The organism is Lysobacterales bacterium, from assembly GCA_016703225.1.
Lineage (GTDB): Bacteria > Pseudomonadota > Gammaproteobacteria > Xanthomonadales > Ahniellaceae > JADKHK01.
Genome location: JADJCM010000003.1, coordinates 709,829 through 735,216 on the forward strand (window position 1 = coordinate 709,829; position 25,388 = coordinate 735,216).

Annotated in this window: 18 protein-coding genes; 12 read left to right on the forward strand and 6 right to left on the reverse strand. The window is 67.4% G+C overall.

What is annotated here, in order from left to right:
• Positions 1 to 80 precede the first annotated feature (80 nt).
• Entirely contained in the window at positions 81 to 716 is a 636-nt protein-coding gene (locus tag IPG63_16475) for a chromophore lyase CpcT/CpeT (protein MBK6728788.1), read from the reverse strand.
• A 134-nt stretch (positions 717 to 850) separates the two neighbouring features.
• On the opposite strand from IPG63_16475, the gene IPG63_16480 reads away from it, so the two are divergent.
• The 4 genes from IPG63_16480 (at position 851) to IPG63_16495 (ending at position 5,969) form a co-directional block, all read left to right on the forward strand.
• On the forward strand, positions 851 to 2,425 hold the full coding sequence (locus IPG63_16480; protein MBK6728789.1) for an amidase: 1,575 nt from the start codon (positions 851 to 853) through the stop codon (positions 2,423 to 2,425).
• Positions 2,422 to 2,892 (forward strand): DUF2721 domain-containing protein, encoded by a 471-nt coding sequence (locus IPG63_16485; GenBank protein MBK6728790.1) that lies wholly within the window; start codon positions 2,422 to 2,424, stop codon positions 2,890 to 2,892. The genes IPG63_16480 and IPG63_16485 overlap by 4 nt, the downstream gene beginning before the upstream one ends.
• 59 nt (positions 2,893 to 2,951) lie before the next feature.
• Positions 2,952 to 5,108, forward strand: coding sequence for an acetyl-CoA hydrolase (locus IPG63_16490; GenBank protein MBK6728791.1), 2,157 nt, complete (start codon positions 2,952 to 2,954; stop codon positions 5,106 to 5,108).
• A gap of 81 nt (positions 5,109 to 5,189) precedes the next feature.
• Complete coding sequence (locus tag IPG63_16495; protein MBK6728792.1) at positions 5,190 to 5,969, forward strand: ferredoxin--NADP reductase; 780 nt, start codon at positions 5,190 to 5,192, stop codon at positions 5,967 to 5,969.
• Between the two features lie 388 nt (positions 5,970 to 6,357).
• Here the strand turns inward: IPG63_16495 and IPG63_16500 are convergent, their stop codons facing one another.
• A complete protein-coding gene (locus tag IPG63_16500; protein MBK6728793.1) occupies positions 6,358 to 8,547 on the reverse strand; it encodes a TonB-dependent receptor in 2,190 nt (729 codons plus the stop codon).
• A 268-nt stretch (positions 8,548 to 8,815) separates the two neighbouring features.
• Here IPG63_16500 and IPG63_16505 point away from each other — a divergent pair, with 268 nt between their 5' ends.
• Positions 8,816 to 10,945, forward strand: coding sequence for a M3 family metallopeptidase (locus IPG63_16505; protein MBK6728794.1), 2,130 nt, complete (start codon positions 8,816 to 8,818; stop codon positions 10,943 to 10,945).
• A gap of 243 nt (positions 10,946 to 11,188) precedes the next feature.
• On the opposite strand, the gene IPG63_16510 is transcribed toward IPG63_16505, so the two are convergent.
• Entirely contained in the window at positions 11,189 to 14,746 is a 3,558-nt protein-coding gene (locus IPG63_16510) for a DUF11 domain-containing protein (protein ID MBK6728795.1), read from the reverse strand.
• Between the two features lie 155 nt (positions 14,747 to 14,901).
• On the opposite strand from IPG63_16510, the gene IPG63_16515 reads away from it, so the two are divergent.
• The 7 genes from IPG63_16515 to IPG63_16545 all read left to right on the forward strand — a co-directional run bounded on the left by IPG63_16515 (position 14,902) and on the right by IPG63_16545 (position 21,037).
• The gene (locus IPG63_16515) at positions 14,902 to 16,026 is read left to right on the forward strand and encodes a hypothetical protein (protein MBK6728796.1); all 1,125 of its coding nucleotides are present in this window, start codon (positions 14,902 to 14,904) and stop codon (positions 16,024 to 16,026) included.
• 288 nt (positions 16,027 to 16,314) lie between these two features.
• Positions 16,315 to 18,234: a DEAD/DEAH box helicase gene (locus tag IPG63_16520; GenBank protein ID MBK6728797.1), complete on the forward strand. Its 1,920-nt coding sequence runs from the start codon at positions 16,315 to 16,317 to the stop codon at positions 18,232 to 18,234.
• A 10-nt stretch (positions 18,235 to 18,244) separates the two neighbouring features.
• The gene (locus tag IPG63_16525) at positions 18,245 to 19,066 is read left to right on the forward strand and encodes an enoyl-CoA hydratase/isomerase family protein (protein ID MBK6728798.1); all 822 of its coding nucleotides are present in this window, start codon (positions 18,245 to 18,247) and stop codon (positions 19,064 to 19,066) included.
• Positions 19,067 to 19,100: 34 nt separating this feature from the next.
• Positions 19,101 to 19,313, forward strand: a complete 213-nt coding sequence (locus IPG63_16530; protein ID MBK6728799.1) for a type II toxin-antitoxin system HicB family antitoxin — start codon at positions 19,101 to 19,103, stop codon at positions 19,311 to 19,313.
• Positions 19,310 to 19,504, forward strand: a complete 195-nt coding sequence (locus IPG63_16535; protein ID MBK6728800.1) for an addiction module toxin, HicA family — start codon at positions 19,310 to 19,312, stop codon at positions 19,502 to 19,504. Before IPG63_16530 ends, IPG63_16535 begins: the two co-directional genes overlap by 4 nt.
• A gap of 5 nt (positions 19,505 to 19,509) precedes the next feature.
• Positions 19,510 to 20,745 (forward strand): TIGR03862 family flavoprotein, encoded by a 1,236-nt coding sequence (locus IPG63_16540; GenBank protein MBK6728801.1) that lies wholly within the window; start codon positions 19,510 to 19,512, stop codon positions 20,743 to 20,745.
• A 52-nt stretch (positions 20,746 to 20,797) separates the two neighbouring features.
• The gene (locus IPG63_16545; GenBank protein ID MBK6728802.1) at positions 20,798 to 21,037 is read left to right on the forward strand and encodes a hypothetical protein; all 240 of its coding nucleotides are present in this window, start codon (positions 20,798 to 20,800) and stop codon (positions 21,035 to 21,037) included.
• A gap of 9 nt (positions 21,038 to 21,046) precedes the next feature.
• Here the strand turns inward: IPG63_16545 and IPG63_16550 are convergent, their stop codons facing one another.
• From IPG63_16550 to IPG63_16560, 3 genes are all read right to left on the reverse strand, one after another.
• Positions 21,047 to 21,301, reverse strand: a complete 255-nt coding sequence (locus tag IPG63_16550) for an N-acetyltransferase (GenBank protein MBK6728803.1) — start codon at positions 21,299 to 21,301, stop codon at positions 21,047 to 21,049.
• The gene (locus IPG63_16555) at positions 21,298 to 22,197 is read right to left on the reverse strand and encodes an ankyrin repeat domain-containing protein (GenBank protein MBK6728804.1); all 900 of its coding nucleotides are present in this window, start codon (positions 22,195 to 22,197) and stop codon (positions 21,298 to 21,300) included. The genes IPG63_16550 and IPG63_16555 overlap by 4 nt, the downstream gene beginning before the upstream one ends.
• Positions 22,198 to 22,272: 75 nt before the next feature.
• Positions 22,273 to 25,386 carry an efflux RND transporter permease subunit gene (locus IPG63_16560; protein ID MBK6728805.1) on the reverse strand — a complete coding sequence of 1,038 codons (3,114 nt, stop codon included), beginning with the start codon at positions 25,384 to 25,386 and terminating at the stop codon, positions 22,273 to 22,275.
• Positions 25,387 to 25,388: the final 2 nt, after the last annotated feature.

The window sequence follows — 25,388 nt, forward strand, 5'->3', positions numbered from 1 at the left end:
CAGCACTTCGAAGTTTGGCACGTTGGGCTCCACGTCAAACGCTTCGGTCCGCCCCGCCCCGAAGCTCGACCGGAGCCGCATCAGCGCTGTTGCTTCACGAATTCGTAGGGTCCGGCGGCGGCGCCCCAGACTTGTTTGCCGGTGGCGTCGAAGCCGCGGTCCCAGGAGTGGAATCGATCAGCGACGATGACGGCTTCCGAGGTGGCGTAGCTGGCACCACGCAGGTCACTCGAGCAGCTGCGCTCACCGGTGCGGCCGACGTAGCTGCCATCGTCGTGGCGCTGCAGGCGCAGCTCGCAGCCGATGCGCGGCAGCAGTTGCGCGGGATCGAGCGAAGCCAGCTTTGCGGGGTCGCGCTGCGCGCCGACGAAGCGCAGCGCATCGCCCGGCAGTTCATAGACCTCGCTGACGACGCTGTCGGCCTCGGCGCGCAGGTGATAGATGCGCTGGCGATACGGCTTGTCTTCGCTGCCGGCGATTGCCTGTTCGACATAGAGCCAGGGTCCGTCGCTGCGCTCGCTCCAGATCGGGCGCATCGACAGCAGCACCTCGAAGTAGGCGTGGTCGCGCTCGGCCTGTGCGCGGCTGGAAAAATCACCGTTCAGATGTCCGAGCAATTCGTCGAGCGATGCGCGGGCCGGCGCTGCCTCACGGGTGGCGGCGCAGGCGGCGAGAAACGCGAGCAGCACGACGGCGGGCACGATACGACGGATCATGGGTTCTCCAGAATACGGATGCGGAACGCCGGCCAATGCTTGCGCCCAGGGGCGGCGTTGGCAAGCGCCTCGGTTATGCTCGCCGGCGTCCCCTCGCTTGGCGAGGACCGTGCAGCGAGGCGACGCCGTCCACCATGACCGCACTCTGGCAATTGACCGCAACGGAATGGTGCCGACGCCTGGCGCGCGGGGAAGTGTCGGCGCGCGAGTCGGTGGAGGCGCAGATCGCGCGCATCGAGGCGGTGAATCCGGCGATCAACGCGCTGGTCGTGCGATGTTTCGATCAGGCGCGACGTGAGGCCGATGCCGCCGACGCCCGACGCGCGCGCGGCGATGCGCTCGGGCCCTTGCACGGGCTGCCGATCAGCATCAAGGAATGCCTCGCCGTCGCCGGCACCGCCGCCACCGGCGGTCTGCTGCCGCGCAAGGACATGATCGACACCGTCGATGATCCGCATGTCGCACGTCTGCGCGCAGCCGGCGCGATCGTGCTCGGCAAGACCAATGTGCCGCAACTGATGGCTTTCGTCGAAACCGAGAATCCGCTGTACGGGCTGACGCGCAATCCCTGGCATGCGGAACGCGCCTGCGGCGGCTCGACCGGCGGCGAAGGCGCGCTGGTCGCCGCCGGTGGTTCGCCGCTCGGGCTCGGCACCGACATCGGCGGCAGCATTCGCGTGCCGGCCGCGTTCTGCGGCATTTTCGGACTGAAGCCGGGCAACGGCCGCAGCAACGACGCCTGCGGACTTGGCTTTTCCGCCGGTCAGCGCGCCATCATCTCCCAGGCCGGCGTGCTCGCCCGCTGTACCGCCGACATCGAACTCGGCACGCGCGTCGTGTTGGGCGAGTTCGATGCCCACCGCAGCAGCGCGCCGCTGTCGCCTCTCGCCGATCCGCGTCAGATCGAACTCGGCGCGCTGCGCGTGGCGATGATCGAAAACGATGGCGTGTTTCCGGTGCACGCCGCCGGTCGACGCGCGCTGCGCGAAGCCGCCGACCATCTGCGCACGCAGGGCGTGTTCGTCGAGGCGTGGACGCCGCCACCGTTGATCGAGGCGCAGGAGTTGTTCTATCACCTGCTGTCGAGCGACCGCGGTGCCGAGATCCGCCGCCAGCTCGAAGGCTCGCCGGTGGATCGACGCATCGCCCGGCTCAAGTTCTTCGCCTCGCGCGGACGCGTGTTCAACCTCGCCGTCGCTGCGTTGCTGCGCATCTTCGGGCAGATCAATGCTGCCGAGATGCTGGCCTGCTTCGGCCACGGCGACACCGACCACTACTGGCGCAACGTGATCCGCCGCCAGCAGTTCGAGCAACGCTTCCATGCGCAGTTGCAGGCCGCCGGTTTCGACGCCGTGCTGATGCCCGCTTTCGGCACCCCGCCGTACCGACACGGCCAGGCCTCGGATCTCGGCGTGGCCGGCACCTACTCCTCGCTGTGGAACGTGCTCGGCTGGCCGGCCGGCATCGTGCCGGTGACGCGCATCCGTGCCGACGAAGCCCTCGGCCGCGCCACCACGCGCGATCGTGCCACCCACGCCGCACAACTGTGCGAACGCGACGCCAGCGGCCTGCCGGTCGCCGTGCAACTGGCCGCCCCGCCCTGGCAGGAGTCGCGCGTGCTGGCACTGATGCAGGCACTGGAAACGCGGGTGAGCAACTCAAGCGAGGTCCCGCGCACCCCGGTCTCGCCCTTCGGAACAACCCCATGATTCCCAACCTCGGCACGCCCGGCATCGCCCATGCCATCCAGCTCGCGGTGGCGCCGGTGTTCCTGCTCTCGGGCGTGGCCGCGCTGCTGGCGGTGATCACCAATCGCCTCGCACGCATCGTCGATCGGGCGCGTGACCTGGAGCCGATCGCGCAAGCCGAAGGGCACATTGGCCGCCGCGCGCGCGCCGAGTTGCGCGTGATCGCGCAGCGTGGCCGCGTGGTCAGCTGGTCGATCGCGCTGTGCACGCTGACCGCATTGCTGATCGCCGCGGTGATCGCGCTGATGTTTATCGGCGCCTTCTTCGCCTTCGATGCTTCGGTGCCGGTGGCGCTGCTGTTCATCGCCGCGATGGGTTCGATGATCGCGGCGCTGGCCCTGTTCCTGCGCGAAGTGCACCTGGCGCTGTCAACGCTGCGCTTCGGTGGCGCCACCTTCGTCGAGCTCAGTCGCCGCGATCCGGATTGACCGCGGTCAGTCGCAGGTACCGCGGCGGCGCTAGGATTCGGGCGACAACGGAACCTGCCATGACCCGACCCGACCTCGTCCACGACACCGCCAGCGCGCTCGCGCGTATCCTCGAACGTTGCCCGCAGCACATCGTCGTGGCCGCTCCGCTCGGGCTCGGCAAGCCCAATCGCTTGCTCAACGCCGTCTATCGCGCGGTGCGCGACGACACCAGTCGTTCGCTGCAGCTGTTCACCGCACTGTCGCTGGCGCGGCCGCAGCCGAAGCCGGGGCTGGAGGCGCGCTTCGCGCAGCCGTTCATTGAGCGCCACTTCGGGCCCGACTACCCCGATCTCGACTACGTGCTCGATCTGCGCGCCGGGCGAGCACCGGCGAACGTCAGCGTGCACGAGTTCTACTTCCAGTCCGGTGCCTGGCTCGGTGTCGAAGCCGCACAGCGCCACTACGCCTCGATCAACTACACCCATGTCGCGCGCGACATGGCCGCGCGCGGCCCGACCCTGCTGCTGCAGATGGTCGCGCGCCGCGGCGATCGGCTCAGCCTGTCGTGCAACCCCGATGTCACCCTGGAACTGCTCGAGCGCATGGCCGCGAACGGCCAGGCGCGGCCCTACGTCGTCGCCGTGGTGCATCCGCAGCTGCCCTTCCTCGGCAACGACGCCGAGGTGGGTCTCGATTTCGCCGACCTGCTGGTCGAGGACCCGGGCGAATCGCACCGGCTGTTCGCGCTGCCGCGCGAGCCGGTGCTGCCGAGCGAGCACGCGATCGGCCTGCACGCGGCGAGCATCGTCAAGGACGGCGGCACCCTGCAGATCGGCATTGGCGCGTTGTCGGATGCGATCGTGCACGCTCTGCTCTGGCGCGACCGCGACCCGGCCGCCTTCGACCGCAGCGTGCGCGCACTTGGCGCACAGCGCAGCGAACGCCTACCCTACGAAACCGCGAAGTTCGAACGCGGCCTCTACGGCGCCAGCGAAATGGTGATGGACGGATTCATGCATCTGCGCCGCGCCGGCATCCTGCGCCGCCATGTGTTCGATGACCTGGGCCTGCAGCGACTGCTGAACAGCGGTGCCATCGCCGAAGCCGCCGATGCCTCCACCATCGACCGCTGCATCGAGGCCGGACTGGTGGCCATGCAACTCGACCGGCCCTCGCTCGACTGGCTGCAGAAATTCGGTCTGGTCGATGCGCGCGTGGACCTGGTCGATGGCGAACTGCGCTGGCCGGACGGCATGCGCAGCGGCGCCGACCTTGCCGACCGCGGTGCCAGGCGCATGCTGATCGAGCATGTGCAGGGCAAACACCTGCGCGGCGGCCGCTACCTGCATGGCGCGTTCTGGCTCGGTACACGCCTGCTGCAGGAATGGCTCGGCGCGCTCGACGGCGCGGACTACGACGGCCTGTGCATGACCCGGGTCGCGCACATCAATCAGCTCTATGGCGGGCGCGAGGCACTCGACATCGCGCAGCGCCACCAGCCGCGCTTCTTCAACACCTGCATGATGGCGACCGTGTTCGGTGCGGCGGTTTCCGATGGCCTGGCCGATGGACAACTGGTCAGCGGCGTCGGCGGCCAGTACAACTTCGTCGCGATGGCGCAGGAGATTCCCAACGGGCGCTCGGCGCTGACCCTGCGCGCCACCCGCGACAACGCCCACGGCACCCAGTCGAACATCGTCTGGAACTACGGCCACGTCACCATTCCACGACATCTGCGCGATCTGGTCATCACCGAGTACGGCATCGCTGATCTGAGGGGTGCCACTGACGAGGAGTGCATCCAGCGCATGCTCGCGATCTGCGACGCACGCTTCGTCGAAGAACTGGCGAACCGGGCCAAGGCCGCAGGCAAGCTGGCGCGCGACTACGTGCTCCCCGACGCCATCCGCGCCAACACGCCGCAAGGGCTGTACCAGCGCCTGCGCGCCACCGGCGCGCTTTCCGAATTGCCGAAGTGGCCGTTCGGCGCCGACTTCGACACCACCGAACTGCAGCTGATCCCGGCACTGCGCCAACTCAAGGCGGAGACCGCTACCCGCATCGGCCGCATCGGCGCAATTGGCCACGCGCTGCTGCGCGCGCGCCGGCTGCCGGAGCACGAAGCCGCGCTCGCGCGCATGGGACTTGCGGCTCCGACCAACGCCGAGGAGCGGCTCTACGCCAAGCTGCTGTGCGCAGCGCTCGACGCCAGCGCTACGCCACATCCGCGTTGACTGCAGTCAAACTGGTGCTGCGCGCATCCCGTAGAATGCGCGCCAGTCTCCTTTGCGCGGCGCCCGCCGCGAAGCCTGCGAATGTCTTCAGCTTTCATCAGCGAGCGCGTGCTCGACGTGCGTCACTGGACCGACGCCTACTTCAGTTTCACCGTCACCCGCGACGATGGCTTCCGCTTCGACAATGGCCAGTTCGTGATGATCGGGCTGATGGTCGAGGGCAAGCCGCTGATGCGCGCCTACTCGATCGCCAGCCCGAACTGGGAGGAGCACCTCGAGTTCTTCTCGATCAAGGTCCAGAACGGTCCGCTGACCTCGCGCCTGCAACACATTCGACCCGGCGACGAGTTGTTGCTGTCGCGCAAGCCGACCGGCACGCTGCTGGTCAGCGACGTGCACCCGGGCCGAAATCTCTACTTGCTCGCGACCGGCACCGGGCTGGCGCCGTTCCTCGCCATCATCCAGGACCCGGAGACCTACGAGCGCTACCAGCGGGTGATCCTGATGCACGGGGTGCGCAACCTCGAAGACCTCGCCTACCGCGACTATCTGGAGCGCGAGATGCCGCGTCACGAGTTCCTCGGTGACCTGGTGCGCGACCGTTTCCTCTATTACCCCGCGGTCAGCCGTGAAGCCTTCCAGCACCACGGCCGCATCACCACCTTGCTCGACGACGGCAGCGTGCAGCACCACCTCGGTCTCGAACCGCTCGACCCGGCGCAAGACCGCGCGATGATCTGCGGCAGCCCGCAGATGCTCGCCGACTTCCGCCGCATCCTCGACGCCCGCGGCTTCCACGCAGCGCCACGTATCGGCAGCGCCGGCGAATACGTTTTCGAGCGTGCGTTTGTGGAGAAGTGACAGGTAGAGGAGCGTCCGAATGAATTCGGACCCACAAGTGCAGTGCAGCGTCCGAATGAATTCGGACCCACAAGTGCAGCGGACCCTGCTCTGGTGGGTTCGAATTCATTCGAACGCCCTATCTGCCCAGCCTCAGATCCGAATGAATTCGGACCCACAAATGCAGCGGACCCTGCTCTGGTGGGTTCGAATTCATTCGAACGCCCTATCTGCCCAGCCTCAGATCCGAATGAATTCGGACCCACAAATGCAGCGGACCCTGCTCTGGGTGGGTTCATTCGAACGCCCTATCTGCCCAGCCTCAGATCCGAATGAATTCGGACCCACAAATGCAGCGGACCCTGCTCTGGTGGGTTCGAATTCATTCGAACGCCCTATCTGCCCAGCCTCAGAACCGCGCGGTGAACTCCACGCCCCACAGCCGCGGCTCGTTGACGAAGCCGGTCAGGTTGTTGAAGTCGATGCCGCCGACGAGTTCCTCGGCGTCGGTGATGTTGCGACCGAACAGCGCGATCTCGCGATTGCCGTAGTCCCAGTTGTAGCCAACGCGCAGGCCACCCTCGAGCAACGCGTCGCCATGGAACTCGGCGGACTCGTACAGGAAGAAATTGACCTCGTCGCGATAGGCCCAGTCGGTGAAGACGAACCACTCGGCCCCCTCGCCCATCGGAATGCCGTAGCGCGCGGTCAGGTTGCCGACCCACTCCGGCGCCTGCGGAAGACGGTTGCCATCGATCGATACCGTGCCCGCGACGCTGCCGGCCGGATCGAGCACCGTGCAGCCGCCGCCGCAGGCCTGGATACCGAGGCCAGGGTCGTTGATCTCGGTGTCGTTGTAGCTGGCGCCGACGGTGACGCTCAGACGGTCGGTGAGCAGGGCCTCGAGATCCAGTTCGAAGCCTTGTCCGTCGGCTTCCCTGGCATTGATCAGGGTATTGAAGTTCGCCGCACCGCCGACCGCGGTCAGCTGCAGGTCGTCCACGGTGTAGTCGAACACCGCGAAACCGAGGCGCGCGCGGCGATCGAACAGGTCGGCCTTGATGCCGACTTCATAGGACAGCGAGGTCTCCGAGTTCGCCACCGAGATCACGTCGCCGAACACGATGCGGCCCTGGATGCTGGGGGCGCGGAAACCGCGCGCCACGCGTCCGTACAGATTCACCTCGTCGCCCAGCGCGTACACCGCGCTGAGATCCCAGCTCACATCGGAATCGGACGGATTCGCGGTCAGCGGCCCGATGTCCGGTGCGCCGAATGGCGACTGCGTGCGGAACGCAACGAAGTCCTTCTCGTCGCGCGTGTAGCGCAGGCCGGCGCGCAGGGTGAGCGCGTCGCTGGCCTGGTATTCGCCGGATGCGAACAGCGCCCAGGCAGTGTTGTCCTGCTCCTGGCGCGCGTAGCCGTTCTGGGTGCCGCCGGCGAGCGTGTCGTAGCTGAAACTGTCGATGCTGATCGACTCGTCGAACCAGAACACGCCGGCCTGCCAGTCGAAGTCGCCCCAGTCGTTGGATTCGAAGCGGAACTCCTGAGAGAGCTGGCGATGCTCCGGCAGGCCGTCGGCCGATTCCGCCGGGAAGGGGATGAAGCCCGGTCCGGAGGGTGGCGCGAACACGGCACCGAAGCCGCCGTCGATGTCGCCACGGCTGAAACTCTCGGCGCTTTCATAGCCGGTCACCGAGAACAGCGTGACGCGGCCGAGATCGAAGCGCAGGCGCGCATTGGTTCCCCAGGTATCCAGTTCCTGGTGATTGTCGCCGTCGATCGCGATGCTGTCGCGATCAAACCCAGGCACGAAGTCATTACTGCCATGCTGGATGATGTTGGCGCGGAACAAGCGTGCCGTGCCATCGAGCGACCGCAGGTGGATGTTGAACAAGGCCTCGCTGTCGTCCGATGGCGCGTACAGCAGCTGCACGCGCGCTGCAAACTCCTTGTACCCCTCCAGGTCATCGCCGCCGGTGCTGTGGGTGTTGTCGACCCAGTCGTCGCGGCGCTGGTACAGCGCCGAAGCGCGCATCGACCAGGCATCGTTCAGGCCGCCACCGACCGCGCCCTCGAAGTTCGCATTGCCCATTTGCCCGTAGCTGACCTGGGCATAGCCGTCGTGTTCCTGGTCCGGGCGTCGCGACTGGAACTTCAGCACGCCCGCGGGCGTATTGCGGCCGAACAGCGTGCCCTGGGGCCCACGCAACATTTCCACGCTGTCCAGATCGAACATCGGGAAGCCCTTGAGCAGCGGGTTCTCCTGCACGATGTCGTCGTAGATCAGCGATACCGGCTGCGATGCGTTGAGATCAAAGTCGGTATTGCCGAGACCGCGGATGTAGAAGCGCGGAAAAGCGCGACCGAAGCTCGACTCGATGTTCAGGCTCGGCAGCCGACCGGACAGCACACGGATATCGTCACCGCCGGAACCGATCACGTCGAGTTTCTCGTCGGCGAGGGTGGTGACCGCGATCGGCACCTCGTTCACATCCTCGACGCGTCGCTGCGCAGTCACGGTGACGACATCCAGTTGCGCGGCGTCGTCCTCGGACTCGGGCTTCGGCACGTCCTGGGCGCCCACACTGCCGACCATCAACGCCGCGGCAACGGCAACGGCAAAGCTCGAACTGCGGAATGCGAAACGGTGCGGGTGGCAGCGCATGACGTTCTCCTGTGGTTGGCGCAGAGGGTGCGCCGAGCCTATTCCTTCTTGCGCACGGCGGGAAGCCGTCGCGCCGCCTCCCGGTTGGACGAAGCGTGCCCACGCCGGGGCGAAGCGCCGGCCCGAGTGACCTTTGCCTGCGGCGTCTGCACATCGGGTGACTTAGGGTGTGGGTCCCCGATCGACACCGGAACCCACCATGCCCTCCCGTATCCTGCTCGCCGTCGCCATTGTTTGCGGCCTTGCCCCACTCGCCCACGCTGAAGCCGACCGCCCGATGTCGCAAACCGCCACTGCCAACCCGCTGCTGCAAGCGAGCCCGCTCGAGTTCCAGTTCCCGCAGTTCGACCGCCTGCGCGACGAGCACTACCTGCCGGCGATCGAACAGGGCATGCGCGAGCAGTTGGCCGAAGTCGCCGCAATCGCGGCCAGCAAGGACGCGCCGAGCTTCGACAACACCATCGTCGCGATGGAGCGCAGCGGCCAGTTGTTCAATCGCGCGACCACGGTGTTCTTCAATCTCAGCGGCACCGTCACCAACGACACGATGAACCAGGTGCGCGCGACGGTGGCGCCGAAGCTGGCCGCGCATCTCGATGCGATTCTGCTGAACCCGGCGCTGTTCGCACGCGTGCAGACGCTGCACGCGAAGCGCGAGTCGCTCGGGCTGGATGCCGAGTCGCTGCGCCTGCTCGATCGTTACCATACCGACTTCGTGCGCGCCGGCGCGCTGGTCAAGGGCGCCGATCAGGACAAGCTCAAGAAGCTCAATGCCGAAATCGCGACGCTGCAGACGCAGTTCACCCAGAACGTGCTCGATGCGACCAATGCCTCGGGCGTGTATGTGGAGGAACGCAAGCAGCTCGACGGACTCGGCGACAACGCCATCGCCGCTGCCGAAGCTGCCGCCAAGGCGGCAGGCAAGGACAAGGGCTATTTGATCGCGCTGATGAACACCAGCGGCCAGCCGGCCACCGCCGCGCTGGTGAACCGCGATCTGCGCGCGAAGCTGCAGCAGGCCTCGGAACAGCGCTGCGCCACCGACGGCAAGTTCGACAATCGCGGTATCGCCTTGCGCCTCGCGAAACTGCGCGCCGATCGCGCGCAGTTGCTCGGCTACGCCGATTTCGCAAGTTACGTGCTCGAAGACGAGACCGCCAAGACACCGGCCGCAGTCAACAAGATGATGCGCGAACTGGCCCCGGCGGCGGTCGCCAACGCGCGCCGCGAGGCGGGCGAGATCCAGAAGCTGATCGGCGCCGGCGAAGGCGGATTCCGGCTCGGTGCGGCCGACTGGTCCTACTACACCGAGAAGGTGCGCGCCGAGAAGTACGCCTTCGACCAGAACCAGCTGCGTCCCTATTTCGAGGTCGATTCGGTGCTCGAAAACGGCGTGTTCTTCGCCGCGAGCAAGCTCTACGGTCTCTCGTTCAAGGAACGCAAGGACCTGCCGAAGTACCACCCGACCGTGCGCATCTTCGATGTGTTCGACAGCGATGGCAGCAAGCTCGCGCTCCTGGTCACCGACATGTACGCGCGCAGCTCCAAGCGCGGTGGCGCGTGGATGACCGACTACGTCGCGCAGAACACCCTGCTCGGCACGAAGCCGGTGGTGGCCTTGCACCTGAACGTACCGGAACCGCCCAAGGGCGAGCCGACGCTGATGAGCTACGACGAGGTCAACACCACCTTCCACGAATTCGGCCACGTGTTGCACGGCATGTTCTCGAACGTGCGCTATCCGCGCTTCTCCGGCACCAGCGTGCCGCGCGACTTCGTCGAGTATCCGTCGCAGGTCAACGAGATGTGGATGACCGACCCGACCGTGCTCGCGAACTACGCGAAGCATCATGAGACCGGCGAAGCGATGCCCAAGGAACTGCTCGACAAGGTGCTCGCCACCGGCACCTTCAACCAGGGCTTCGCCACCACCGAGTATCTGGGTGCGGCGATGCTCGACCAGGCCTGGCACCAGCTCAAGCCCGAGCAGGTGCCGACTGACGCGATCGCCTTCGAGCAGACGACGCTGAAGCAGATCGGACTCGACTTCGCGCCGGTGCCGCCGCGCTATCGCAGCACCTACTTCAGCCACATCTTCTCGGGCGGTTACGCCGCCGGCTACTACGCCTACCTGTGGTCGGAAGTGCTCGACGCCGACAGCGTCGAGTGGTTCAAGGAACACGGCGGCCTCAAGCGCGAGAACGGCGATCACTTCCGCAACACCCTGCTGTCCAAGGGTGGCTCGGTGGACGCCATGCAGCTGTTCCGCGACTTCCGCGGCCGCGACCCGGTGATCGAGCCGCTGCTGGTTCGACGTGGGTTGAAGTAGGTCGGCTCAAGCCGCGCAGCGGCGGAGCCGACGATCGGGTTGGGCGACCGCATCGCCTCCTTCGTGGGTCCGAATTTATTCAGACGCTTCTCCGCCAAGCCCATCGCGAAGAGCGTCCGAATAAATTCGGACCCACCAAGCGCGGTCCGACTGTTCAGCGCCGCATCACCATCTCGCCGACCCATCTCCCCTCGCGGGAGAGCGGCCGGGAGAGAGGGTGCGCTCCTGCGACACCGCTGCCAGTCAGTGGCGCAGCGCCTGCACCGCCCCCGGCACCGTCGGCGGTGGCGTTGCGGTTTCAAAGCCATCGAGGAACAAGCCGATCGGGACGATCGGGTCCTGGTCCGTCGCCGTGTCGTTGGCGGTGTCGAGTGCGCTGATGCCGATGGGCAAGGTCACGCTGGCGCTGTTGGTTACAAACGCACCGACGCTGCCATCGACCTCGGCGACCACATCGAGGCGCAGGTATTGGCCGACGCCGAGGTTGATCGGTGTACTCAGATTCCCGCTGCCGCTTGCGGGCACCGGGCAGGTGGCCGTGGAACTTGCCGGCATGCACTGCCAGGCGCCGCCGATCAGCGCGCTGGGCAGGGGATCGGTGAGCGTGGCGCCGGCGACGGCATTCGGCCCGGCGTTGGCGACGACGATGGCATAGGTGATGGTCTCGCCATCGAGCAGACCGACGCGGTGGTTGTCCTTGGCGACTTGCAGATCAGCGCCGGGCGCGACCGCGATCGTGAACTGCTGCGTGCCCGAAGTGTCGGCGCCGCCATTCGCGGTTCCACCCGTGTCGCGCACACGCAGGCCGATCGTGGCGCTGCCGCCGACACCGCTCAGCGTGTAGCCGAGCGTGCCGTTGTTGGCGAGATCGACACTACCGCCGGCGAGCACGCCATCGGGATCGTTGACATTGTCGATCAGAAAATCATCGACCGCCTGCGCGCTGTCTTCGTCCGGCGGACCGAAATCGACGCTGGCGAAGCCCGCCACGCTCTGCGCGCCGCTGGTTGCAGCGGGGTGCGTCGCGACGCTGCCGAGCGTCAGCAGCGGCGGGTCGTTCACTGCGGTCACCGTCAGCTGGAACGTCCGCTGCGAACTCGCGCCGATCGGGTCGGTGATCGTCAGTGTCACGGTGACGACCCCGTTCTGCTGCGCCAGCGGCGCGAAGGATACGACGCGCTCGCCATCGGTCGAGCCGGTCGCGACCGATGGATGCGGCAAGACCCCGGTATCGCCGGATGCAGCGGTGACGGCCAACGTGGCCGCGGCAGATTCCAGGTCGGAGACGTTGATGGTCACGCTCGCGACACCGGAATCCTCCAACACCGATTGCGCCGCGATCGACGCGATCACCGGCGCGTCGTTCGCGAACTGCGCGGATACGTTGATCGGCCCGGTCACGGTGCTGTCCGTGCGCGGATTGGCGGTCGAACCATCGCTCCACTGCGCGAAGTGGTAACCGGAGTCGGCAACGGCGGCGACGGCGGAGGCGTCGCCGCCATGCAGTACCGTCTGCGAAGCCGAGCCGCTGAGGCTGCCGTTGGCTCCGGCGGTGTAGGTCACCGCGTAAGTTGAGAGGAAGGGGGAACCAAGGGCTCGCTGCGGCAGAGCGTAGTAGCTGTCGCGACCTCCGGCGCCAAGCTGATTGTTGTAGTTGTCGCCCCAGCACTTGACCGAACCGCCAGTCAGCAGCGCGCAGGTATGGCTCAGGCCTGCAGTCAATAACGTCGCGCCGCCGAGACTGGCCACAGCGACCGCGAAGCTGGTGGTCGTGGTGGTGCCGTCGCCGAGCTGGCCGCTGAAATTGTTGCCCCAGCAGCGAACACCACCGCCCGCCACGACTGCGCACGTGTGGTAGGCCCCCGCCGCGAGTGCGGTGGCCCCACTGATGCCGGTGACCGGAACCGGAACGCTGCTGTTGCTGAAGGTGCCGTTACCGAGTTGGCCGTAGCCATTGCCGCCCCAACACCGCACCGCGCCTCCGGCCACCAAAGCGCAGGTGTGTTGCTGTCCCGCCGCCAGCGCGGTTGCGCCGCTGATTCCGCTGACTTGCACCGCCGTGGCGCTGGTCGTGGTCGATCCATCACCGAGCTGCCCGTATCCATTGTGGCCCCAGCAACGAACCGCGCCGCCGGTCACCACGGCGCAGCTGTGGTAGGAGCCCGAAGCCACTGCTGTCGCGTCACTGATGCCGCTGACCGCGATCGCAATGCTGCTGTTCACCGCGGTGCCATTGCCGAGCTGACCGCTGCCGTTGTAACCCCAACACTGGAGCGCGCCACCAGTCATCAGCGCACAAACATGTTGCTCGCCTCCCGCCAGCGCGATGGCGCCACTGACACCCGTGACCGCCACCGGAACATTGGTGCTCGTAGTTGTGCTGTTACCGAGTTTACCGACGCCGTTGTAGCCCCAACACCGCACCGCACCGAGGCTCACCGCCGTGCACGAGAGATGGCCCCCGGCCGCCGCCACCGGCGCACCGCCGATCCCGCTGGCGCTGGCGGGTGTGCCGCTGCTCGCGGTCGTGCCGTTGCCCAACTGGCCGTAATCGTCGAGCCCCCAACACTGGACGGCACCGCCAGCCAGCGTCGCGCAGGTGTGGTAGATCCCCGCGGCCAGTGTGGTTGCGCTGTTGATGTCGTCAACATCCCACGGGACGGCACTGGAATTGATCCGGCCGGTGCCGAGCTGCCCGATGTTGTTGCGACCCCAGCACCGAACCGCGCCATCCGCCAACAGCGCACAAGTGTGGTAGCCGCCGGCCGCGAGTACTGCGACGTTGCCGATGCCGATGACATCGACCGCGGTGTTGCTGACGATCGTGGTGCCGTTGCCGAGCTGACCTTGGGCGTTGTACCCCCAGCACTTGAGCGCGGCACTCGCCATGACCGCACAGGTGTGATGGAACCCGGACGCCAACGCCACCGCTCCGCTGATCGCGGAAACATCGACGGCTGTGGTGCTGTTCGAGAATGCGCCGTTGCCGAGTTGTCCTTCGGCGTTGCGGCCCCAGCACTTGATCGCGCCGCCGGGCATCAGCGCGCAGACATGGAAGAAACCCGCCGCCAGCGATGTCGCACCGCTGGCACCGCCAACCGCAACCGCGATGCTGCTGCTCACAGTCGTGCCGTTGCCGAGTTGGCCGTCGCTGTTGTAACCCCAGCATTGCACACCGGCGCCACCCGCCGCGCAGGCGTGGTAGCCGCCGGCCGCGAGCGCCGACGCGCCGCTGAGGCCGGAGACAGCGACTGGCGTGCTGGCTTGCGTGGTCGTGCCATCGCCGAGCTGGCCTTCAGAGTTGCGTCCCCAGCACTGCACGAGGCCGCCGGCCACCAGGGCGCAAGTGTGGAAGGCGCCCGCCGCCAGAGCCGTCGCGCCGCTGATCCCGGAAACCGCCACCGCCGCGCTGCTGCTGGTGGTCGAGCCATCGCCGAGTTGGCCATGACCGTTGTGCCCCCAGCAGCGCACCGTGCCGTCGCTCAACAAAGCGCAGGTGTGGGAGTAACCAGTCGCCAGCCCGATGGCGTTGCTCAGGCCAGTGACATCGACCGCGGTATTGCTGTTCGTGGTCGTGCCATTGCCGAGTTGGCCGTTGCCGTTGTTGCCCCAGCACTTGACTGCACCAGCAGCGGCCAGGGTGCAGGAGTGCTGTTCCCCGGTGGCGATCGAACTGGGGCTGAGGGTCGTCGGTCGAATGGGCGCGGACAGTTCGCCGGCACGCGCCGCAATCGGCCCCGCGCTGAGCACGATCAGCCAACCACACAGCGCCGCTGCACGCATACCGCCTCGCTCTTGCATGATGTTCCCCTGCCACCCAACCACGCGCGGCCCGAACCGCGCAGCCACGGACACGCGGAGCATGCCCGCATGCCCCGCTCCTGTCTTCACCCTTCCGGGGGAACGCGGTAGCGTGCGCTCGGGTGATCCTGGCCTGCGGAAAAAGGGGTCCAAGCATGCGCAAGAGCGGCAGCGGGCTGGATGTGCCGAGCCTGGTCTCGGCTTGGTTGCCGTTGCTGTATCGCTCGGTGGTCGAGGAGCAGTCGCTGCGGGAACTGTTGCGACGGATCGGCGCCAGCATCGGTGCCGAGTGGTCGGTGGTGCTCGCGCATCCGCACGACGGATCAGCGCCGCAGCTGTTCACCACCCACGGTCTGCCCGAAGCCGCGCAGCGCGATTACGCCGCCTACTTCCACCGACTGGAACCTTGGCAGGGCTATGCCGCGCGTGCCGGCATCGGAGTCGGCACGCCGGCCTTGTTCGAGGACATGGTCAGCGTCCACGAGTTTCGTCGCACCGAGTACTACCAGGACTTCTGGCGCCCGCACGCCGATCTGATGCACACCACGGGCAGCCTGTTCGCGATCGACGAAGAACGCTATGGCCACATCGCCTTCCCGCGCGCACGCCGGTTCGGGCCATACCCGAGCGCGGTGAAGAACCTGCTCGCGGCGCTGAACCCGCACTTCGGCGCGGCGTTGCGCACGCGCTTCGAACTCGAACGGCAGCGGTTGCGCGAGCGACTGCTGTCGCGTGCATTCGACAGCGTGCCCGAGCCACTGCTCCTGATCGACGCGACCGGCCGCGTCGAGATCGCCAACCCGGCAGCGGAGACGTGGCTGCTCGGCCAGCGCCACGTGCGCCTGTTCGCCAGCCGGCTGATCTGCCGCGAAGCCGACGCGCAGCGCGCGCTGCTTGCGTTGCTGCAACCACCCGCCCGCAGTCACGACCTGGCCGCGCGCAGCGCTTCGTTCCTGCTCGGTGGCGAGGCTTGTCAATGGACGCTGACGCCGTTGATCGACGACAGCAGCCCAGGCTGCACGCAGCACAGCCACTTGTTGCACGTGAGCTTTCCGGAACGCCAGCAACGGCGCATGGTCGAGCGCTGGACGCGCGCAAACGCGCTGTCACTGCGCGAACAAGAGGTTTGCCTCGACCTGCTGCGCGGCCAGTGCACGCGCGAGATTGCCGCGCACAGCGGACTCGCGGTCGAAACCATCCGCTCGCAGATCAAGAGCCTGTTCCTGAAACTCGGCGTGCACAGCCAGGGCGAGTTGCAGCGTCTGGCGAGGAGTGGTTGAGTCGTCGTCGGTTCCGCGGCCGCGACCCGGTGATCGAACCGCTGTTGGTGCGGCGCGGGTTGAAGTAGGTCGGCTCAAGCCGCGCAGCGGCCGAGCCGACGATCGGGTTGGGCGATCGCATCGCCTCTTTCGTGGGTCCGAATTTGTTCGGACGCTTCTCTGCCAAGCCCATCGCGAAGAGCGTCCGAATAAATTCGGACCCACAAAACCCCATCGCGACTGGTCAGCTCCACGGGCTTCCGCTAGTTTGTGCGGGTACGCGTTGTGCGTCGCTTTCCGGGAACTCCCATGTCTGACGCGCCCGTGCCCGTCGCTTCCTCCTTTGCCGACCTTGGCCTGCCCGATTCCCTGCTGAAGGCGCTCGCCGACGTCGGCTACGAATCGCCCTCGCCGATTCAGGCCGCCACCATCCCGCCGCTGCTCGAAGGTCGCGACCTGCTGGGTCAGGCGCAGACTGGCACCGGCAAGACCGCCGCGTTCGCATTGCCGATCCTGGCGCGCCTGCAGCCGCTGGCACGTGCGCCGCAGGCGCTGGTGCTGGCGCCGACGCGCGAACTGGCGATCCAGGTTGCCGAGGCGTTCCAGAAGTACGCGCATCACATCCCCGGATTCCACGTCGCGCCGATCTACGGCGGCAGCGGCTACGGCGCCCAGCTGTCGGCGCTGCGCCGCGGCGTGCACGTGGTGATCGGAACGCCGGGGCGCATCATCGACCACATCGACAAGGGCACGCTCGACCTGTCGCAGCTGCGCCACCTGGTGCTCGACGAGGCCGACGAGATGCTGCGCATGGGCTTCATCGACGACGTCGAGAAAATCCTGCAGAAGACCCCGGCCACGCGCCAGATCGCGCTGTTCTCGGCGACCATGCCGGAGTCGATCCGGCGCATCGCCCGCACCCATCTGAAAGACCCGGCCGAAATCAAGATCGCTGCGGCCACGGCGACCACGATCAACACCCGCCAGCGCTACTGGCTGGTCAGTGGCCTGCACAAGCTCGACGCGCTCACCCGCATCCTGGAAACCGAGGTGTTCGACGCGATGATCGTGTTCGCGCGCACCAAGGTCTCCACCGAGGAACTCGCCGAGAAGCTCGAGGCGCGCGGCTTCCGCGCGGCGGCGATCAACGGCGACATGCAGCAGGCGGCGCGCGAGAAGACCATCCAGAAGCTCAAGGGTGGTGACATCGACATCCTGGTCGCGACCGACGTCGCCGCGCGCGGGCTCGACGTCGATCGCATCAGCCACGTGTTCAATTTCGACATCCCCTACGACACCGAAAGCTACGTGCACCGTATCGGCCGCACCGGGCGCGCGGGGCGCACCGGCGAGGCGATCCTGTTCGTGACGCCGCGCGAGCGCGGCATGCTGCGCGCGATCGAGCGTGCCACGCGCCAGCCGATCACGCAGATGAACCTCCCGACCGTGGCCGCGGTCAACGACCGCCGCATCGAGCGCTTCAAGGAGAAGATCGTCGAAGCGTTGTCCGCGCCAGACCTGGCCTCGTTCCAGAAGATCGTGGAGTCGTTCGAGACCGAGAAGAACGTTCCGGCGATCGAGATCGCCGCTGCGCTGGCGCGCTTGTACCAGGGCGGAAAGCCGCTGCTGCTCGACGCCTTCGATCCACCGCCGGCGCGCGAATACCAGGAGCGCGGCGAACGCCCGGAACGTCCGCAACGCAGCGAGCGCACACCGTTCAGTGAACGGCCTCGACGCGAGTTCGCCGAGCGCAAACCGGTGCGCGAGCATGCCGCCGAGGATCGTCCGCGCCGCGAGTACGCCGCCGGCGAGCAGGCCGCGCCTGCGCCACGCGGCGAGCGTCCGCAGCGCGAGTTCGCGGAACGCTCGGCACCCGACATGGATCGCCCACGCGAGCCGCGCGTGCGCGGCGAGCCCGAAGTCGGCATGGAGACCTTCCGCATCGAGGTAGGCCACGAACACGGCGTCAAACCAGGCAACATCGTCGGCGCGGTCGCCAACGAGATCGACCTCGACAGCAAGTTCATCGGCCGCATCGACATCCGCGAGGATCACACTTATCTCGACCTGCCCGAAGGTATGCCCGACGACGTGATGGAGCACCTCAAGCGCGTACGCGTGGCTGGCCAGCCGATGCGCATCTCGCGCGTCGACGGCGTGCCGCCGCGCGCACCGATCCGCAAGTCCGGCGGCTTCGTGCCCAAGGGCAAACCGCGTCGTTCGTTCTGAGGAAGCGGCCATGCTCACCGACCATCGCTCGCTGAAGCTCGATGCCGTGCATTCGCCCGTGGCCGAGCTGCGCCTGCTCGGCCACGGCCGCGGCAATGCGCTCGGCCCCGATTTCTGGCGCGAACTGCCGGCAGCGGTTGCGGCGGTGGATGCCGCGGCCGATATCCGCGCGCTGATCGTGCGCGGTTCCGGCGAACACTTTTCCTACGGGCTCGACCTGCCGTCGATGGCCGCCGAGATCGGCGCGCTGCTGAACGACGGTGCGCGTGGCCGCGTCGAGGTTCCGGCCCTGGCCGAGCGCATGCACAGCGGCTTTGCGGCGCTGGCGTCGAGTCGCCTGCCGGTGGTCGCGGCGATCGACGGCTGGTGCATCGGCGCGGGCATTGAATTGATCGCCGCCTGTGACCTGCGCATCGCCACCAAGTCGGCGAAGTTTGCCTTGCGCGAAGTGCGCGTCGGGCTGGTGCCCGATCTCGGCGGCCTGTCGCGACTGCCGCATCTGATCGGCGAGGCATGGACGCGCGAACTGGCCCTGCTCGGCGACGACATCGACGCCGAGACCGCGCTGCGCATCGGGCTGGTCACGCATCTGGTCGAGGACTCCGACGCGCTCACACGCGAATCGCTGCGCCTGGCCGCGCGCCTGGCCGCGAATCCGCCCATGGTGGTGGCCGCGATCAAGCGCACGCTCAACGCGCGCATCGACGCTGAAGTGACGCGCGTGAACCGCGACGCCGCGATCCAGAACGGCCTGCTGATGCAGTCCGAAGACTTCGCCGAAGCCATGCGCGCATTCATCGAGCGCCGCGAAGCGGTGTTTCGGGGGAGTTGAGTACACTGTGTCCGACCGCGACCGGAGTCCGAGCATGCACGCCACCTACACCGCAGTGATCAAGCAGCAGGCCGACGCCTGGATCGGCTGGATCGAGGAGGTCCCCGGCGTGAACTGTCAGGAGCCAACGCGCGAAGCGCTGATCGAATCGCTCCGTGTCACCCTGACCGAGGCCATCGCGCTCAACCGTGAAGATGCGCGGTCGGCAGCCGGCAGGGGCTTCGAGGAATTGCCGATCGCGGTATGAAGCGGCTCGACTTGCTGCGCCACCTGACCCAGCACGGTTGTCGCATGTTGCGGGAAGGTGCGCGTAATTCCTGGTGGCATCAGCCAGCATCGAAGGCCCGGTCGGCGGTGCCACGGCACGCCGAAATCGATAACCACCTCGTGCGCAAGATCTGCCGTGATCTCGGCATCCAGTCGCCGACCTCGTTTTGACCCACATGACTTCCCGCATCGAAGAAAGTCGATTGGCCATCCTCGGCGGCGGCCCTGCCGGGTTGATGGCGGCGGAGCGGGCGGTCATGGCTGGGATCGAAGTGGATCTGTTCGATGCCATGGGTTCGGTCGGGCGCAAGTTCCTGCTCGCCGGCAAGGGCGGGCTGAACCTGACCCACAGCGACGAGTTCGAGACTTTCGTCTCGCGTTACCGCGGCCGTGAGGCGGAAGTGCGCGGCTGGCTGCGGCAGTTCGATGCCGATGCCCTGCGCGAGTTCGCGCGCGGACTCGGCGTCGAGACCTTCGTCGGCAGCTCCGGCCGCGTGTTCCCGCACGATCTCAAGGCGGCGCCGTTGCTGCGCGGCTGGGTGCGGCGGCTGCGCGCGCAGGGCGTGCGCATGCACATGCATCATCGCTTCCTCGGCTGGGACGCCGATCAGACGCTGCAGTTCGCAACGCCCGCGGGCAACGTGTCGGTTCGGGCCGAGGCCAGCATCCTCGCGCTCGGCGGCGGTTCCTGGCCGGCGCTCGGCAGCGACGGCCGCTGGGTCGATCTGCTGCGCGCGGTGGGCATCGACGTGGCCACGCTGGAACCGGCCAACTGCGGCTTCGAAGCGAATTGGTCGGAGGTGCTGCGCAGCCGCCATGCCGGCGCCCCGCTCAAGCGCATCGCCGCCTGGCTGGACCCTGGCGACAGCGTGCGCAGCGGCGAATGCGTGCTCAGCGCCTACGGACTCGAGGGCAGCCTGGTCTATGCACTCTCGGCGGCGATCCGCGAGCGCATTCGTGCGCACGGTTCGGCGCGGTTGCACCTCGATCTGCTGCCCGGTCGCAGCCGCGATTGGCTGACCGCGGCGCTGGCGCGCGAACGTGGCAGCCGCAGCATCGGCGAGCATCTACGTCGCCAGACCGGCATCGACGCCGCCAAGTCGGCGCTGGTGTTCGAACTGCTGCCGCGCGCCGATTGGCATGATCCGCAACGACTGGCGGCAACGATCAAGGATGCCGGCATCGAACTGCTGCGACCACGACCACTGGCGGAAGCGATCAGCAGCGCCGGCGGCGTGCGCTTCGCCGAACTCGACGCGGGACTGATGCTGAAGCGCCTGCCCGGCGTGTTCTGCGCCGGCGAAATGATCGACTGGGAAGCACCCACCGGCGGTTACCTGCTCACCGCCTGCTTCGCCAGCGGCCACGTCGCCGGCTCCGCGGCGGCAGCCTGGTTGCAGTCGCGGCATTGAACTTGCATGGCACTGGGGTAACAATCGGGCCACGAGCCACGGGGGATCCTCGATGAGTCTGGAACGGCGTCTCGACATGCCCAGGCCGCTGCGTGCCATGGAACGCGACCTCAACGAAGACCAGATCATGTCCCTGCGCGGACTCGAGCGGTACGGCTGGGAACTCAAGTTCGTGCGTCGCCCGCCGTCCAAGACGCCGATTCCGGTCGTGTTCGATTCCGCCCGCAAGAAATTCGCGGTGCTCAAGTCCGACGGCAGCCTCGACGAAAATCCCGGCTTCGACATCCGCTGAAGCCCGCGCTCACTGCGGGTGCCGGCGCAGGTAGGCGGCGGTGTAGGAACACCGCGGATCGACGCGCAGCCCGCGCTCGCGCGCATGTTCGATTACCGCCCGCGTCAGTGCCGCGGCGATCCCCTGCCCTTCGAGCACCGGCGGCACGAACGTCGCCAGCACCTGCAGCACCGGCCCGTCGATGTGATAGCGCACGCGGCAATCGAGCCCATCCACGGTGGCTACGAAACACTCGTCCTGCGGGTCGTGCACGACCTCGATCATGGCGCGCCGCCGCCCTTGCCGGGACGCGCGACGGCGCCGGCGGCGCGCAGCAACTCCACCACTGCTGCGTGCTTCTCGCGCAGCGCAATTTCGAGCGGCTGGTCGTCGGTCTGGCCGGTACGGGTCAAATCGGCGCCGTGACGCAACATCAATGCGACGAAATCGGCATGGCCGAAATAGCAGGCCCAGTTCAGGGCGTGATCGCCGTAGCGGTCGCCGCGATTCACGTCGGCGCCCGCAGCGATCAGCTGATCCGCGATCGCCACCCGACCATCGCGCGAGGCCTCCATCAGCGGCACGGTGCGATAGCGCGATTGCGTTGCCTGGTTCGGATCGGCACCGGCAGCAAGCAACTTCGCGACGACTTCACCATGATTCCAGCGCGCGGCCATGGCCAGCGCGGTGTAGCCGTGCGCGGCGCCGGCATCGGCGGCGACCTTGTCAGCCAACACATCCGCGACCGCCGCAAGATCACCACGCGCACTGGCGAGCAACAGTCGGGCCGTGCGCTCACCGGTGGCATCGGCGCGGGCGACGCGATGTTCGAGCAGCGCCAGCAGCACGCCATGGCGTCCACGCTCCATCGCGTAGTCCATGGCGTTGTATTCCTGCGCATCCTGCAACGAAGCATCGGCACCGCGCGCGAGCAGCAGCCGCGCGACATCATCGTGCCCACGCGCAGCAGCGTAGATCAGCGCAGTCGCCGCCGACTCGTCGCGAACATCGACTGCCGTGCCGGCGTCGAGTAAGCGCCGGACCTCGCCGGCATCGCCCGCCGCCGTTGCCTCGATCAGAGGTACCGAAGGCGCTGCCTCGCTATCACCAGCGCGAAGCGGAAGCCCCGCCGTGACCATCAGCAGCGCCACAAGGACCAAAGGATGCCGCTTTCCCGTCATGTCTGCGCGCTCCGCGAATCCGCGATCGCTGAAGCTTAGGGCGCGCGTCCATCTGACACCACCAGCCCACTGGCGCTACGACTCCACTTCCGGCGCTTCGTGTTCGAGGCGTTCGAGGCGTTTGGTGCGTTCTTCGGGCGAGCGGGTGAAGGGCGCCAGCCACAAGTAGAACGCGGGCACCACGAACAGGGACAGCAGCGTCGAGACGCTGACGCCGAACACGATGACGATGCCGATGGTGGCGCGGCTGGCCGAGCCGGGGCCGCCGGCGATGATCAGTGGCAACGCGCCGGCGATGGTCGCGATCGAGGTCATCAGGATCGGGCGCAGTCGCGTTGCCGCAGACTCCAGCACGGCATCGCGCACAGACAGGCCGGCATCGCGCCGCTGGTTGGCGAACTCGACGATCAGGATGCCGTTTTTCGCCGCCAGCCCGACCAGCATGATGATGCCGATCTGGCTGAACAGGTTGAGCGAGCTGCCGCTGATGGCGAGGCCCGCAAATGCGCCGAGCATCGCCAACGGCACCGTGAGCATGATGATCAGCGGATGCAGGAAGCTCTCGAACTGCGCCGCCAGCACCAGGAACACGATCAGCAGCGCCATCGCGAAGGTGAACAACAGCGCCGAGCCGGACTGCTGGTATTCGCGCGACTCGCCCTTGTAGTCGAGCTGCGCGGCCTGCGGCAACTCCTCGCGCGCCACCTGGCCGATCCACTCCAGCGCTTCGCCCAGCGTGTAGCCCGGCGCGAGTGAGGCCGAGACCGTGATCGCGCGCAGGCGGTTGAAGCGATTGAGGCTGCCAGGCTCGGCCAGCTCGGACAGCGTGACCACACTCGCCAACGGCACCAATTGGCCGGAGCGGGCGCGCACGTACAGGTTCTGCAGGTCGGCCGGCTGCGCCCGGTCATCGCGCCTGGCCTGCAGCACCACATCGTATTCCTCGCCGTCTTCGACGTAGGTGGTGACGCGGCGCGAACCCATCATCGTCTCGAGCGTGCGCCCGATGTCGGCCAGCGATACGCCGAGCGCGGCGGCGCGTTCGCGGTCGACGGCGACGCGAATCTGCGGACGCGTTTCCTTGAAGTCGGAGTCGATCGCGAACAGGCGCGGGTTCTTCTCCATGCGCGTCAGCAGGCGGTCGCGCCAGTCCACCAGTTCGGCATAGTCGGGACCGCCGATCACCAGCTGGAACGGCTGTCCCTGGCTGCGCACCAGTCCCTGGCGGATCTGCGCGAGGCCGCGCACGCCGGCAACGGCAGCCATGTCGGCACGCACCCGGTCGACCACCGCAGCAGTCGACAGCGTGCGCTGGTCCCAGGGCTTCAACACCACGATACCCTGGCCGGTATGCATTTCCTCGCTGGCGCCGAAGCCGCCGGGCACGCGGATGTTGACGCGCTCGATCGGCTGGCCTTCGCCGGTGTAGCGCAGCAGCAACTGCTCGACCGCGAGCACCTGGGTCGCGGTGTAGTCGAAGCCCGCGCCCTCGGGCCCGACCACCGACAGGAAGAACGCACCGCGATCCTCCGGCGGCGCCAGTTCGCGCGGCACCCACTGCGCCAACCCGTAGCTGGCCGCGAGTGCGCCGAGCATCAGCAGTGCCCAGCGCGACGGGCGGCCGATGGCGCGTTCCAGCATTCGTCGGTAGCTGCCGGAAATGGCGACCAGCGCGGCATCGACGCGCACCGCGAAGCCGCTCGTGGCGGCGTGCGGACGCAGCAGCAGCGAACACATCATCGGCGTCAGCGTCAGCGCCACGAATGCCGAGATCGCCACCGCCGCGGCCAGGGCTACGGCCAGTTCGCGAAACAGGCGTCCGTTGTTGCCCTCGATGAACGACGCCGGCACGAACACCGCGATCAGCACCGTCGTCGTCGCGATCACCGCAAACGCGACCTGGCGCGTGCCGCGCAAGGCCGCCACCGCGACCGGCTCGCCCAGGTCGGCGCGACGCTGCGCGTTCTCGAGCACGACGATGGCATCGTCGACCACCAGTCCGATCGCCAGCACCAGCGCCAGCAGCGTCAGCAGGTTGATCGAGAAGCCGAACGCCCACAGCGCGATGAACGCAGCCACCAGGCACACCGGCACCGTCACCGCCGGGATCAGCGCGGCGCGCGCCGAACCGAGGAACAGCCAGATCACCAGCACGACCAGGAACACCGCTTCCGCCAGGGTTTTGTAGACCTGCCAAACCGCGGCATCGATGAAGATGGTGCTGTCGAAGGTGACGCCGATCTTCATGCCCTCGGGCAGCCCGGCATTGATGCGCGCGATCTCGTCCTTGACCCGATTGGCGACATCCAGGCTGTTCGCGGTCGAGGTCTTGATCACGCCGAGTCCGATCTGCGGCGTGCCATTGCCGCGGAACAGCGCGCGGCGGTCGCTCGACTCGATCGCTACCGTTGCCACTTCGGCCAGTCGCACGACATGGCCGTCGTCGCCGCGCGTGAGCGGAAGCGCTTCGAAGTCGCGCGCTTCGGCATAGCCGCGATCCAGCCGCAGGGTGAAGTCGCGGGTGTCCGACTCCAGCCGTCCGGCCGGAAGTTCGATGTTCTCCGAGCGCAGCGCCGCCTCGACCTCGGCGATGGTCAGACCGCGCGCGGCCAGCGCGTCGCGGTCGATCCAGATGCGCATCGCATAGCGCTGGCTGCCGCCGATGCGCAGTTGCGCGACACCTTCGAGGCTGGACAGGCGATCGACGATGTAGCGCTCGGCGTAGTCGGTCAGCGCCAGCGAATCGAGTTGCGGCGAACTCAGGTTCAGCCACAGGATGACCTCGGCGTCGCCCTCGACCTTGGCCACCTGCGGCGCATCGGCCTCCTGCGGCAAGCGGTCGGCGACGCGGCTGACGGCGTCGCGCACGTCGTTGGCGGCGCCCTCGATGTCGCGCCCGAGCGAGAATTCGAGGGTGATGGAGGAGCGCCCGTTGCGGCTTTGCGACTGGATCGTCTCGACCCCTTCGATGCCCGAGAGCGCGTCTTCCATGAGCTGGGTAACGCGCGTCTCGACGACACCGGCGGAGGCCCCCGGGTAGCTGACATCCACCGACACGATCGGCGGGTCGATGTTCGGCAGTTCGCGCAATGGCAGGCGCACGAAGGCGATCAGGCCGAGCACGACCAGCATCAGGCTAGCGACCGTGGCGAAGACCGGCCGACGCACCGAAAGATCGGAGAGCACCATCG

Coding starts and splice junctions, on each gene's coding strand:
- IPG63_16475 (MBK6728788.1), bottom strand. CDS start 716: ATGATCCGTCGTATCGTGCCCGCCGTCGTGCTGCTCGCGTTTCTCGCC.
- IPG63_16480 (MBK6728789.1), top strand. CDS start 851: ATGACCGCACTCTGGCAATTGACCGCAACGGAATGGTGCCGACGCCTG.
- IPG63_16485 (MBK6728790.1), top strand. CDS start 2,422: ATGATTCCCAACCTCGGCACGCCCGGCATCGCCCATGCCATCCAGCTC.
- IPG63_16490 (MBK6728791.1), top strand. CDS start 2,952: ATGACCCGACCCGACCTCGTCCACGACACCGCCAGCGCGCTCGCGCGT.
- IPG63_16495 (MBK6728792.1), top strand. CDS start 5,190: ATGTCTTCAGCTTTCATCAGCGAGCGCGTGCTCGACGTGCGTCACTGG.
- IPG63_16500 (MBK6728793.1), bottom strand. CDS start 8,547: ATGGTCGGCAGTGTGGGCGCCCAGGACGTGCCGAAGCCCGAGTCCGAG.
- IPG63_16505 (MBK6728794.1), top strand. CDS start 8,816: ATGCCCTCCCGTATCCTGCTCGCCGTCGCCATTGTTTGCGGCCTTGCC.
- IPG63_16510 (MBK6728795.1), bottom strand. CDS start 14,746: ATGCAAGAGCGAGGCGGTATGCGTGCAGCGGCGCTGTGTGGTTGGCTG.
- IPG63_16515 (MBK6728796.1), top strand. CDS start 14,902: ATGCGCAAGAGCGGCAGCGGGCTGGATGTGCCGAGCCTGGTCTCGGCT.
- IPG63_16520 (MBK6728797.1), top strand. CDS start 16,315: ATGTCTGACGCGCCCGTGCCCGTCGCTTCCTCCTTTGCCGACCTTGGC.
- IPG63_16525 (MBK6728798.1), top strand. CDS start 18,245: ATGCTCACCGACCATCGCTCGCTGAAGCTCGATGCCGTGCATTCGCCC.
- IPG63_16530 (MBK6728799.1), top strand. CDS start 19,101: ATGCACGCCACCTACACCGCAGTGATCAAGCAGCAGGCCGACGCCTGG.
- IPG63_16535 (MBK6728800.1), top strand. CDS start 19,310: ATGAAGCGGCTCGACTTGCTGCGCCACCTGACCCAGCACGGTTGTCGC.
- IPG63_16540 (MBK6728801.1), top strand. CDS start 19,510: ATGACTTCCCGCATCGAAGAAAGTCGATTGGCCATCCTCGGCGGCGGC.
- IPG63_16545 (MBK6728802.1), top strand. CDS start 20,798: ATGAGTCTGGAACGGCGTCTCGACATGCCCAGGCCGCTGCGTGCCATG.
- IPG63_16550 (MBK6728803.1), bottom strand. CDS start 21,301: ATGATCGAGGTCGTGCACGACCCGCAGGACGAGTGTTTCGTAGCCACC.
- IPG63_16555 (MBK6728804.1), bottom strand. CDS start 22,197: ATGACGGGAAAGCGGCATCCTTTGGTCCTTGTGGCGCTGCTGATGGTC.
- IPG63_16560 (MBK6728805.1), bottom strand. CDS start 25,386: ATGGTGCTCTCCGATCTTTCGGTGCGTCGGCCGGTCTTCGCCACGGTC.